General features: G+C 59.8%; 12 protein-coding genes. All 12 read left to right on the forward strand.

Annotated elements, in window-relative coordinates; genetic code table 11:
* Nucleotides 1–377 precede the first annotated feature (377 nt).
* Nucleotides 378–863: an RrF2 family transcriptional regulator gene (locus tag AB5Z20_RS02310; protein WP_099432564.1), complete on the forward strand. Its 486-nt coding sequence runs from the start codon at nucleotides 378–380 to the stop codon at nucleotides 861–863.
* Nucleotides 864–884: 21 nt separating this feature from the next.
* The gene (locus AB5Z20_RS02315) at nucleotides 885–1,790 is read left to right on the forward strand and encodes an adenine glycosylase (RefSeq protein ID WP_368156112.1); all 906 of its coding nucleotides are present in this window, start codon (nucleotides 885–887) and stop codon (nucleotides 1,788–1,790) included.
* 114 nt (nucleotides 1,791–1,904) lie between these two features.
* Nucleotides 1,905–2,444, forward strand: coding sequence for a rubrerythrin (rbr, locus tag AB5Z20_RS02320; RefSeq protein WP_138374381.1), 540 nt, complete (start codon nucleotides 1,905–1,907; stop codon nucleotides 2,442–2,444).
* Nucleotides 2,445–2,721: 277 nt separating this feature from the next.
* Nucleotides 2,722–3,354, forward strand: a complete 633-nt coding sequence (locus tag AB5Z20_RS02325) for a hypothetical protein (RefSeq protein WP_368156113.1) — start codon at nucleotides 2,722–2,724, stop codon at nucleotides 3,352–3,354.
* Nucleotides 3,355–3,788: 434 nt separating this feature from the next.
* Nucleotides 3,789–4,211 (forward strand): hypothetical protein, encoded by a 423-nt coding sequence (locus AB5Z20_RS02330; protein WP_368156114.1) that lies wholly within the window; start codon nucleotides 3,789–3,791, stop codon nucleotides 4,209–4,211.
* A gap of 123 nt (nucleotides 4,212–4,334) precedes the next feature.
* Complete coding sequence (locus tag AB5Z20_RS02335) at nucleotides 4,335–4,865, forward strand: DUF6036 family nucleotidyltransferase (protein WP_368156115.1); 531 nt, start codon at nucleotides 4,335–4,337, stop codon at nucleotides 4,863–4,865.
* Complete coding sequence (locus AB5Z20_RS02340; protein WP_368156116.1) at nucleotides 4,862–5,425, forward strand: hypothetical protein; 564 nt, start codon at nucleotides 4,862–4,864, stop codon at nucleotides 5,423–5,425. Before AB5Z20_RS02335 ends, AB5Z20_RS02340 begins: the two co-directional genes overlap by 4 nt.
* A gap of 51 nt (nucleotides 5,426–5,476) precedes the next feature.
* Nucleotides 5,477–6,832, forward strand: a complete 1,356-nt coding sequence (gene rmuC, locus AB5Z20_RS02345; RefSeq protein WP_368156117.1) for a DNA recombination protein RmuC — start codon at nucleotides 5,477–5,479, stop codon at nucleotides 6,830–6,832.
* Nucleotides 6,833–6,958: 126 nt separating this feature from the next.
* Complete coding sequence (locus AB5Z20_RS02350) at nucleotides 6,959–8,761, forward strand: ABC transporter ATP-binding protein (RefSeq protein WP_368156118.1); 1,803 nt, start codon at nucleotides 6,959–6,961, stop codon at nucleotides 8,759–8,761.
* Between the two features lie 63 nt (nucleotides 8,762–8,824).
* Nucleotides 8,825–9,490, forward strand: coding sequence for an endonuclease III (nth, locus tag AB5Z20_RS02355; RefSeq protein WP_368156119.1), 666 nt, complete (start codon nucleotides 8,825–8,827; stop codon nucleotides 9,488–9,490).
* 156 nt (nucleotides 9,491–9,646) lie between these two features.
* On the forward strand, nucleotides 9,647–11,413 hold the full coding sequence (locus AB5Z20_RS02360) for an InlB B-repeat-containing protein (RefSeq protein WP_368156120.1): 1,767 nt from the start codon (nucleotides 9,647–9,649) through the stop codon (nucleotides 11,411–11,413).
* Nucleotides 11,322–11,648: InlB B-repeat-containing protein (locus tag AB5Z20_RS02365; RefSeq protein WP_368156121.1), on the forward strand; the 327-nt coding region annotated here is incomplete at its 3' end. The genes AB5Z20_RS02360 and AB5Z20_RS02365, both read left to right, overlap by 92 nt.

Genomic DNA, 11,648 nt, shown 5'->3' on the forward strand with positions numbered 1-11,648 from the left:
GCCTTTAGACGCGAGCCCGGGGCCCGTGGGTTATACCCTAAGAGCAAACCACCCTTTTTAAGGGTGGTTCTGATTTGATAGGACCTTGATCCCATCGGCCCCTTTCGCCCAAAACAAAATCCTTCCAATTCCCGGACAAGCTCCGTTTGAGACATGTGTTCAAACAAAGCGTTTGTTGCGCAACACCTGTTCAACGAAGCAGGGAGTTAGGTTATACTAAATTGCACTATGGGGCGTTTTTGATGCAAGAGGCTTCAAACACGGCATTCAGTGGGCACCCGTTTTGCTATATGGGCGTCCATACGGTCATTGGCGTCTCGACGTAAGCTCGGCTCCGGAGCTCGTTCGAGCTGTTCCTATTCCTTGAAAGGGGAAAAATGGACATATCGAGGAAGACTGATTACGCCCTTCGCATGCTCGCGATGCTTGCCGAGGACCCGGAGCGTCTGCTTTCTGTTCGCACCGCCGCCGAAGAGGTCAATGTCCCGTATTCGTTTGCCCGTTCGATTCAACATGGTTTGGTTCAGGCCGGTATTGTGGAGAGCCTGCGTGGCGTCCATGGCGGCATGCGTCTTAAGGTCAGCCCCGACGATGTCACCATCCGCCAGGTCGTTGAGGCCGTTCAGGGCCCTATGGTCATGAACGATTGCACCGCGCCCGATGGCGACTGTGCACGCATGGGCACGTGCTGTTATCATCCCCTGTGGGCCGGAGCTCAAGCGCTGATGCGCGACTACCTCGATTCCGTTTCGCTGGGCGATATCGTCGCTCACCGCCAGTTCCCGGCCGTCGATTCCAAGTTCGCCGACCGCGATGCGTTTCCCGAGTACGCCACCTGTGCGTGCGCTTGCCGGGAGGAATAGCGCCGCATAAGGAGCATAGCCATGATTCAGGACCCCTTTCGTTCGATGATTCGTTCGGAAGGGGTCCTGCGTTATCGCGACCTTCCGTGGCGCCGCACGCGCGACCCGTACATTATTTGGCTTTCCGAGGTTATGCTGCAGCAAACGCAGGTGCCGCGCGTGGAGACGCGTATGCCCGCGTGGCTCGATCGCTTTCCAACCGTGCAGGCGCTTGCCCAGGCCGCGCCTTCCGATGTTTTGGACGCTTGGCAGGGGATGGGCTACAACCGGCGTGCTCTGGCGCTTCACAGAGCCGCTCAGTGCGTTATGGAAGACTGGGGTGGGGAGTTTCCACGTGAGACGCGCGACCTGGTCGCCCTGCCCGGTATTGGCCCAGCGACGGCGCAGGGCATCCGGTCGTTTGCGTTCAATCTACCGGGTGTGTATCTGGAGACCAACGTGCGCACGGTCTTTCTGCATCATTTCTTTCCCGATGTGCCGGCCGTTCCCGATCGCGAGCTGGTGCCGCTGATTCAGGCCGCCTGTCCGGCGGCTCCTGGTGCGGCGGCGGATGAGATTGCTCCCTTTGCCGTGCCGCTCGACGATGCCGACACACCGCGCGCATGGTATTACGCGCTGCTGGATTATGGCGCGTATCTTAAGAAGACGCTGCCCAATCCGTCCAGGCGCTCGGCGAGCTATAGCCGTCAGTCCAAGTTTGAGGGCTCGCGCCGCCAAAAGCGCGCTCATATTGTGCGCATGCTGCTGGCGGCGCGCGATGGGCGGCCGGCGGGCATCACACTCGCCGAGGCTGTGGCGGGTGTCAACGAAATGGAGGCGGCAGCAGGCCGCGAGCCGGTCGATCACGATCTTGTCGCAGGCATTTTGGCCGACTTGGAGCGTGAGGGCTTTTGCCGCGTGGAGGGTGACCGCTGGCTAAGCGTGTAGCCCACCCGAATCTGAAAAACAGGATTGTAAGGTTTAGATTTTCGACATGAGGGCATCCTAAAGAAAAGGCCGCTCGAAGCCTACGGGCGGCATATGTTGAAGGGAAGTACACCTATGGATTTTGAGAACTCCCAAACCAAGAAGAACCTCGAGACCGCTTTTGCCGGTGAGTCCCAGGCGCATACCAAGTATCGTTACTATGCATCCAAGGCCAAGAAGGACGGCTACGTTCAGATCTCGAATATCTTTGCCGAGACGGCGGGCAACGAGTCCGAGCACGCCAAGCTGTGGTTTAAGTATCTGCATGACGGCGCCGTTCCCGACACTCTGGACAACTTGCGTGATGCCGCTGCGGGCGAGAACTACGAGTGGACCACGATGTACGACGAGTTCGCCAAGACCGCCGAGGAGGAGGGCTTTACTGAGATCGCCGCAAAGTTCCGTGGCGTCGGCGCTGTCGAGCAGGCTCACGAGGAGCGCTACAACAAGCTTGTCGAGCGCATTGAGTCGGGCGAGGTGTTTGAGCGCGAGGGCGTAAAGGTGTGGAAGTGCCTGAACTGCGGGCACCTGCATGTTGGTGCCGAGGCGCCCGAGGTGTGCCCGGTGTGCAACCATCCGAAGGCTTACTTTGAGGAGCAGGTGGTGAACTACTAGCGCCGATACGAACGTGGACTGCGGGGCGCAGGGCGGGGAAATACCTTTCCCTCTCGCTCACGGCTCCGCAGGGTCGCGCGAGGCAAAGGTATTTCCCCGCCCTGCGCCCCGGCGTTGGGTCGTCGCGTGCTCGTTACTAAAAAGCTGATTAGAAGTTTGTGTGCCGCCCCTTTTGGGGCGGCACGTTTTGTGTGGGGATTGGTTGGGACGGTACCGTTCTTGGGTGGGGTACACTAGGTAGCGTTGGCTATTCGTTTCCTCTTGCGAGGTGTTGGTTATGGGTAAGAAGTCTCGGGCTCGGGTGGCTGCGGCGGGGACTCGCAAGGATCCTGGTCGTCGGGTCCCTGAGGGCAAAAAGGCCGATCGTGCCGAGAAGGACAAGAAGGTCGGCGCACATGCTCATCCTGAGTGGGCGCCCCATTTGAATTCGGCGAGTGAGGACCTGACCGCCAAGCTGTTTACGATGGTCGAGGTCATCTTGGGCGTGGTGCCCGTGGCGGTCATTGGTCTGTTCCTGGCCTCTAAGGATGCCACGAGTGTGGATAAGCTCACCGATGTCTTTTCTCAAGACCCCTCGATGGTGGTTACGTTTATCTCTGCGTGCCTACAGCCGTTTGTGGCGTACATGCTGTACATGATTTATCGCAAGTACTGCGAGGGCGATGCGGGCTTTGCCGCCGGAAACCTGATTGGCCTCTTGTGCTCCGAGATTTTGCTGCTCAATATCCCCGGCGTCATCGGCATGGGCATCTTGTTGTGGCGTGTCTGGCGCAATGTCGCCCCGCATTTCGAGAGCTGGCTGTTTGAGCGCCGCGCAATGGGTGTGCTGGTTGACATCGCGGGCTCGCTCGTGATTCTAGCCTTGGCGTTTATGTGCGCCACCGCCGCCCGCGGTCTCGCGGGCATGTAGTCTGTCCTCACCGACCACGGAGCGCAGGACGGGGAAACCTTTCCCTCTCGCTCACGGCTTCGCAGGGTCGCGTGAGGCAAAGGTTTCCCCGCCCTGCGCTCCGGCGTTGAGTCGTCGCATGCTCGTTACAGAAAAGCTGATAATAAGTTTGTGTGCCGCCCCTTATGGGGCGGCACGTTTTGTGTGAGGTCCCGGTCTACACAATTTCCGTCAAGTTTTTGGTTAGGTTTTGGTCGGTTGGCTCAAGGGCGGAAGGGCAAAAGATCATTCCATAAAAAAGCTCATAGAAAGTGCTGGTAGGGGAGTTGTTGAGGTTTTCGACAGCTTTTGTCAACAAGAAACTTTGCGGCTATTGCTACGGATTGCGTTGCCGTGGCCTTGGCGGTGCGGGATGCTGGGCGTAAGCGTCGAATGCTCCGATTTTGGAGGCCAGCATGGATCTGTTTCTTGAGACTCCGCAGCAACAAGCTGAGCGCATGTTGCGTCAGCAGCAACGGCTCATGGAGATGCAAATGCAAGGGGTAGCCGCCCAGCCCCCTGCGCAAAATGCCGCACCCGCGGTTTCGCTTGCGGGCGGATCGGCGCCAGAGAACTATTCCGTACAACAAGATTCATATGCGCAGGAGCTTGTGTTCGATAAACATCGTGCGCGTCGCCGCCGCGTGGGCCAGCGCCTGCGCACGTTAGCGATGATTGTGCTGATCCCGTTGGGACTCGCGGCAATCTTCTTGGCCTCATATGCCCTCACGTGCATTCTCAACGGCGCCTCGCCCAATGAGGTGCTTCAGCACTTGGCAGCTCTCGGCCAGCGCCTAGGCGACGTCATAACAACCGTTCGCGCCGGCTGGGAGAGTTAGCGTTTGTCACATTGGGACTTCTAGGGTGTAGGGATTATCGCGACGAGCGGAATCCTTGCATCCTTTAGGCCCTGTCGTGCGACTGAATAGTATTATCGTAGATGAATAATAATAGGATATGCCATGTATAAGCAGGATTTAGAGCAGACTCTTTTGGGCATTGACGAAGAAGCGGAGCTGGAAATAGGTCCAAAAGACGATAGGCCGAGCGTTGTATTGGTAGGAGGAAGCGCCTTCATACTAAATGATGTGACGAATCGGTCGGTTACACATGATATTGATGTGTTTGAGGCGGACAGGTGCCTCCGCGAGATCATAGCTCGATACCCCGAGGTGAATGGTATGGCGGTGGCATATTGTAATCAGATGCCATTCAATTACGAAGATCGTTTGCTTCCCTTGAAGATTGGGGCACGTTTTATCAGGTACTTTACGCCATCTTTGGAGGACCTGGCGGTGATGAAGCTTTATGCCTATCGTCCGAACGACATCGTCGATCTTCATAGTCAGGCATTCGTCGACAGACTTGATTGGGACTTGCTCGAGCGGCTTATATTCGATGAAGGAGAGGCGTTGGCGTCGTCGCCTTCGGAGCGGAGTTATCAAGAGATGGTCTGCGCATACAGGCAATACAAAAAGGAGGTACTCGGTTGAATCTGACCTTTGAGGGATTCTTAAAAGGCTATTGCCGAGAACTATCCGGACAGCAGTCGCTGAGTTTTAGAAAGCTGGTTAAGCAGGCGACGACGGTTGCGCCGCGCGTGGCGGAGCCTCTGTTTTTGCTCGCTTTGGCGCAGGGAAAAGCCGAATACGTTCTGGGTTTATCCGAGGGCTCGTGGATGGAAGAGAGCTATCGAGGTGTTTTGTCTCTGTATGGCCAAGCGGGTAGCCTGGCATCTCTATGCACCGAGGATAAGCTCCCCAATCGTTACGCCAACGTTTGGCACGCGTATAGAGGGGTGAAAGAAAAGCCAGCGGCCGACAGAAGGGTGAACGCCCTGATGAGAAAGAGAACACTGGAAGCATTGGAGGAATCGGGTGTAACGCGCTATGGCATCTGCCGTGCTCTGCACCTGAATAAAGGAAACGTGTACGCATACTTAGCCGGCGATGACTCAAAGGTGAGTAGGGAGACGGCGCGCCGCATTATGGAATATGCGGAGGAGAGGGGCATCCAAGAAGGGGCCGGGCGCCCGGTGCGTGTGGCGGGGTAAGATTGATCGCAGTTTTGATTGATGATCGATTGGGTTTGTTGGGCGGAGCCTATGTCTGCTATTGATATTGCGCTTGTTGTGATTGCCTTGGTGGCGGTGGGAGTTGCTGTGGTTTGCACCCTGCAGCTTAAAGGACTTCGTGCCGAGTTGCGAGAGCATGGCGGCAACGACGCGGAGACGCTCGCGGCGCTCGAGCAGGCCAACAACGCGCTCGACACCCTGAACGTCGCGCTGGCAGAAACCCGTCGCACGGCAAACGCCATCGCGCAGCAGCAGACGACCGACGCCGCCGTAGAGCAGCAGCGCTACCTGACCATCGCGCGTGAGTTCTCGCAGGCTGGCGACCGTATGGATGACCTGCGCCGCGAGACGGCCCAACAGCTTGGCGCCAACCGCGAGGGCATCGAGCACCGCCTGGACAAGGTGCGCGAGACGGTCGATGCACAGCTGGGTGCCATCCGCAAGGACAACAACGTGCAGCTCGATCAGATGCGCGCGACGGTGGACGAAAAGCTTTCCCGTACGCTCAACGACCGTCTGTCTGCATCGTTTAAGCAAGTGAGCGACCAGCTCGAGGCCGTGTACAAGGGCCTGGGCGATATGCAATCCATCGCCACCGGTGTGGGCGACCTTAAGCGCGTACTGGGCAATGTCAAGGCGCGCGGCATTTTGGGCGAGGTACAGCTGGGCGCGATCCTGGCGGACATCCTTACGTCCGACCAGTATCTGGAAAACGTTGCCACCAAGCCTGGCGCCTCGGAGCGTGTTGAGTTTGCCGTCAAGCTGCCGGTAGACGAGGGCGATCCCGTGCTGCTGCCGATCGACTCCAAATTCCCGGGCGATGCGTACGAGCATCTGCTCGACGCCCAGGAGTCGGGCGACGCGGAGGCCGTTGCCGCCGCGCGCAAGACGCTCGATATGATGGTGAAACGCGAGGCCAAGGACATTTGCGAGAAGTACCTGAGCGTGCCCGCGACGACCAACTTTGGCATTCTGTTCGTGCCGTTTGAGGGCCTGTACGCCGAGGTCGTCAGCCGCCCCGGGCTTATCGAGACCCTGGGTCGCGACTATCACGTCAACGTTGCCGGCCCCAGCACCATGGCGGCCATCCTCAACAGCCTGCAGATGAGCTATCAGACGTTTAGGCTGCAAAAACGCACCGATGACGTGCTGCGCGTGCTTTCCGCCGTCAAGGCTGAGCTGCCGCGCTATCAGGCGGCGCTGCGTCGCGCGCAGCAGCAGATTGAGACCGCGGGCAAGACGGTCGAGGGCATTATCACCACGCGCACCAACGTTATGGAGCGTAAGCTCAAGGACATCGACGCGCTGGAGGATACCGACCAGGCCGACGCGATCTTGGGGCTCACGTCCGCGGAGCTGCTCGCAGACCAAGAGGACGAGGACTAGTTGTAGCAGGCGGCGGGGCACCAGCGCGGACGCGGGCGCCCCGCCGCTTTTCGCATCGTGCTTGCCTGAAGTGCACTTTAGTGTGCAACAATGGCGTTTCGCCCTATCAGACGCGAAAGGAAGCCCATGTCTCAGAGAAGCATCAGTCCGCTCAAACGCTCCACCGTACGTCGCACGCTGCAGCGTTTTTGGGACGTCACGCGCACACAGCCGTTGATCGTTTTTCTCTCGGTGTTCTCGTCGGCGGGCTATATCTTTTTGCTTACGTTTGCCAACACCTACGTGATGGCCCTTATCGTCGACCGCGTCCAAGCCGGCCCCGTGGCGGGCGGCCAGGTGTTTGAGGTCTTTGGCCCTTACATTCTGGCGCTCGTGCTCGTTAACCTGGTAGGCCAGATTCTCTCCAAGCTGCAGGACTACACCGTCTACAAGCTCGAGATTGCGGGCAACTATCACCTGGCGCGCTTGTGCTTCGACACACTCTCCAATCAATCCATGACATTCCACACCAGCCGATTCGGTGGATCGCTTGTGAGCCAGACGAGCCGTTTTATGAGCGGTTACACGGGTCTGGTGGACGTGACGGTGTATTCGCTCATCCCCACTATCACCTCGGTTGTCTGCACGGTGGCGGCGCTCGCCCCGGTGGTGCCGACGTTTACCGTGATCCTGGTGGGCATCATGGTCGTCTACATCGCGTTTGTCTGGCTTATGTACAAGCGCATCATGCCGCTTTCGGCCGCGACGTCCGCCGCGCAGAACAAGCTGTCGGGCGTGCTTTCCGACGCGGTCACGAACATCCTGGCCGTCAAGACCTGCGGGCGCGAGGACTTTGAGCGCGACCTGTTCGATACCGCCGACCGTGCCGCGCGCGATGCCGAAACGGTATCGATGCACGCTATGATGCAACGCAACTTTACGACTTCGGGCCTTATCGTCATTACCATGGCCGTGGTGAGTGTGTTCGTCGCGGGCGGCAACGCGTGGTTTGGCATCTCCGCCGGCGCGCTCGTCATGATCTTTACCTATACGTATAACCTCACCATGCGTCTGAACTACGTGAGCTCCATGATGCAGCGCATCAACCGCGCGCTGGGCGATGCGGCCGAGATGACACGCGTGCTGGACGAGCCGCGTCTGGTGGCAGACGACGCGAATGCCCCCGAGCTCAAGGTGAGCGAGGGCGCGATTGATTTTGAGCACCTGAGCTTTGCATACCGTGATGCCGCGGCGGGCGAGAGCGTGTTCAACGACCTGACGCTCCATGTGGCGGCGGGCCAGCGCGTGGGCCTGGTGGGCAAATCGGGCTCGGGCAAGACGACGCTCACCAAGCTGTTGCTGCGCCTGGACGACGTGCAGGGCGGCCGCGTGCTCGTGGACGGCCAAGACGTCTCGCGCTGCACGCAGCAGAGCCTGCGCCGCCAGGTTGCCTACGTGCCGCAGGAGGCGCTGCTGTTCCACCGCTCCATTCGCGAGAATATCGCCTACGGCCGCCCCGACGCCACCGACGAGCAGATTCGCGAGGCAGCGCGCCTGGCCAATGCCCTGGAGTTTATCGACCGCTTGCCCTATGGCTTTGACACCATGGTGGGCGAGCGGGGCGTTAAGCTCTCGGGCGGCCAGCGCCAGCGCGTGGCCATCGCCCGCGCTATCCTGACCGACGCGCCGATTCTGGTGCTCGACGAGGCGACGTCTGCCTTGGACAGCGAGTCTGAGGCGTTGGTGCAGGAGGCGCTCGAGAACTTGATGCGCGGCCGCACCTCCATTGTGGTGGCGCATCGCCTGTCCACCGTGGCGGCGCTCGACCGCATCGTGGTGCTGGCGGACGGCGAGATTGTCGAGGACGGTACGCATGCGCAGCTTGTCGAGGTGGGCGGCGAGTACGCAAGCCTGTGGGGCCGCCAGACCGGCGCATTTTTGGAGGCGTAAGGTCCCCGTACGTGGGACAATCGTTTCCGTGAAGTTATGTTTCTGCCGAGCCGAGGAGTCGTTATGCCACGCGAGACCAATGCCGCCAAACGCGAACGCGCCATCGAGGTGTGCGAGCGCCTTAACCGTCGCTATGGCCCGGTCGAGTGCTTCTTGGACCACGAGAATCCCTTTAGGCTGCTCATCGCGGTACTGCTCTCGGCTCAGACGACCGACGCGCAGGTCAACAAGGTGACGCCCCAACTGTTTGCCCAGTGGCCCACGCCCGAGGCCATGGCCGGGGCAAGTGTGACCGACGTGGCGGACACCATTAAGTCACTCGGCTTTTATAAGAGTAAGGCCAAGCATGCCGTGGAGGCCGCGCAGATGATCGTTGCCGACTACGGCGGCGAGGTACCGGCCGACATGAAGGAGCTCGTCAAGCTGCCGGGCGTGGGGCGCAAGACAGCGAACATCGTGCTCAACGTAGGGTACGGCATCGTGGAAGGCATCGCGGTGGATACGCACGTCAACCGCATCGCGCACCGCCTGATGCTGAGTCCCAAGACGCACGCCAAAGAGCCGCTCAAGACCGAGCAGGATCTGCTCAAGATTTTGCCGCACGAGTATTGGGAGTCGGTCAATCACCAATGGATCACCTTTGGCCGCGAGATCTGCGACGCCCGCAAGCCCAAGTGCGACGAGTGCCCGCTGGCAGACCTTTGCCCCAGCGTACGGGTGGTGCAATAGCTTTTTGCAAACTTTTTTGCAAAAAAGTCCCAAACCTTAGATATAGCTTGATTGCGCAACCTTTTGAGTTTTTTCTCGGCTTAAATTGATGATGCAATTAAAATATCTTCTTTCGCGAAGTGGTCGCGGAGAAGAGAGTCGGGAAAGGACGACCACATGAATAGGAAGCTTAACGCTGCTATCACAGCTGGCTTGAGCCTTAGTATGGTTCTTGGCTCCACGCCGGTTGCTGCTATCGCGGCGGAGACTGCTCAGAACACGAGCGAGGGGGCTACTGCTGCAGCCTCTACTGGTGTTAAGACCGTTATTTTTGTAGCGGCAAATGGCGGCGGCGGCGCTTTCGCGGACGGAAACATCACTACTGAACCCATTGAGACTAACGACGAGGGCATATGCCCTGTGCCGGAGTCTCCCGTGCGCGATGGCTATGTGTTTGGTGGCTGGTATTATGACAGCGCTTGCACTCAGGCCGTAGATTTATCTCAGCCTCTTCTGGGCGGCGCCAGCAACTATGTCCTGTTCGCTAAGTGGACTGAGGCACCCTCGAAGGCGCTTAATGTGACCTACGCTGCCAATGGCGGTCAGTTCGCCGACGGCAACAACGTCATGCTGGGCCAGACTGACAGCAATGGTATTGCTCGCCAGCCGCTTGCCCCCACGCGTGACGGCTATGTGTTTGCCGGTTGGTATTATCACAGCGATGGAACCGACCCGGTTGACTTCAACCAGCCGATTGTCGGTGGCGGCAAGAATGTGACCCTTTTCGCCGCTTGGACGCCCGCGAAGCAGGACAAGACTGTCGAAATCCTCTACGTCGCCAACGGCGGTACGTTCTTCGACGGTAACGATACTATGCAGGGCGTAACCGATACCGACGGTATCGCACGCCTGCCGCTTCAGCCTACCCGCGAGGGCTATGACTTCCTTGGTTGGTCGTACGATCGCGACGGAAATGACCCCGTCGACTTCACGAAGGCTATCGTTGCGGGCAGCGGTCACGCGACTGTTTATGCTCAGTGGAAGCAGAACAACGAGAAGACGGTTCTCTATGTTGCCAATGGTGGCGCTTTTGCCGATGGCAATGAGACCATGGAGGGTGTCACTGACAGCGACGGCGTCGCCCGCCAGCCCCTGGCCCCGACCCGCGAGGGCTACACCTTTACTGGTTGGACTTACGATGCTGCTGGCACCGAGCCTGTCGACTTCACCAAGCCCATCCCGGGTGGCGGTCAGCACGTTACGTTCTTCGCTCAGTGGGCAGAGCTTGCTAACAATGAGAAGAATGTTCTCTACGTCGCCAACGGCGGTGTGTTCGCAGATGGCAACGAGACGCTCCAGGGCGTGACCGACGGCGACGGCGTCGCCCGCCAGCCCCTGGCCCCGACCCGCGAGGGCTACACCTTCGCCGGCTGGACCTACGACCGCGACGGTAACGACCCGGTCGACTTCAGCAAGCCGCTGGTCGGCGGCGGCGACCACGCCACCCTGTTCGCTCAGTGGAATGCCGTTGAGAAGGACAACTCCATCGACGTCCTCTACGTCGCCAACGGCGGCACGTTCTTCGACGGCAGTGACGCCCTCCAGGGCGTGACCGACGGCGACGGCGTCGCCCGCCAGCCCCTGGCCCCGACCCGCGAGGGCTACACCTTCGCCGGCTGGACCTACGACCGCGACGGTAACGACCCGGTCGACTTCAGCAAGCCGCTGGTCGGCGGCGGCGACCACGCCACCCTGTTCGCTCAGTGGAATGCCGTTGAGAAGGACAACTCCATCGACGTCCTCTACGTCGCCAACGGCGGCACGTTCTTCGACGGCAGAGACGCTCCAGGGCGTGACCGACGGCGACGGCGTCGCCCGCCAGCCCCTGGCCCCGACCCGCGAGGGCTACACCTTCGCCGGCTGGACCTACGACCGCGACGGTAACGACCCGGTCGACTTCAGCAAGCCGCTGGTCGGCGGCGGCGACCACGCCACCCTGTTCGCCCAGTGGAACATGGTCGTCGAGGACAACTCCATCGACGTCCTCTACGTCGCCAACGGCGGCACGTTCTTCGACGGCAGTGACGCCCTCCAGGGCGTTACCGACGGCGACGGCGTCGCCCGCCAGCCCCTGGCCCCGACCCGCGAGGGCTACACCTTCGCCGGCTGGACCTACGAC

It is taken from the genome of Collinsella aerofaciens, from assembly GCF_040910245.1.
In the GTDB taxonomy this organism is placed as follows: Bacteria; Actinomycetota; Coriobacteriia; order Coriobacteriales; family Coriobacteriaceae; genus Collinsella.

Excerpts from the sequence above, each read along its gene's own strand:
- AB5Z20_RS02310 (WP_099432564.1), top strand. The coding sequence starts at position 378 with ATGGACATATCGAGGAAGACTGATTACGCCCTTCGCATGCTCGCGATG.
- AB5Z20_RS02315 (WP_368156112.1), top strand. The coding sequence starts at position 885 with ATGATTCAGGACCCCTTTCGTTCGATGATTCGTTCGGAAGGGGTCCTG.
- rbr (WP_138374381.1), top strand. The coding sequence starts at position 1,905 with ATGGATTTTGAGAACTCCCAAACCAAGAAGAACCTCGAGACCGCTTTT.
- AB5Z20_RS02325 (WP_368156113.1), top strand. The coding sequence starts at position 2,722 with ATGGGTAAGAAGTCTCGGGCTCGGGTGGCTGCGGCGGGGACTCGCAAG.
- AB5Z20_RS02330 (WP_368156114.1), top strand. The coding sequence starts at position 3,789 with ATGGATCTGTTTCTTGAGACTCCGCAGCAACAAGCTGAGCGCATGTTG.
- AB5Z20_RS02335 (WP_368156115.1), top strand. The coding sequence starts at position 4,335 with ATGTATAAGCAGGATTTAGAGCAGACTCTTTTGGGCATTGACGAAGAA.
- rmuC (WP_368156117.1), top strand. The coding sequence starts at position 5,477 with ATGTCTGCTATTGATATTGCGCTTGTTGTGATTGCCTTGGTGGCGGTG.
- AB5Z20_RS02350 (WP_368156118.1), top strand. The coding sequence starts at position 6,959 with ATGTCTCAGAGAAGCATCAGTCCGCTCAAACGCTCCACCGTACGTCGC.
- nth (WP_368156119.1), top strand. The coding sequence starts at position 8,825 with ATGCCACGCGAGACCAATGCCGCCAAACGCGAACGCGCCATCGAGGTG.
- AB5Z20_RS02360 (WP_368156120.1), top strand. The coding sequence starts at position 9,647 with ATGAATAGGAAGCTTAACGCTGCTATCACAGCTGGCTTGAGCCTTAGT.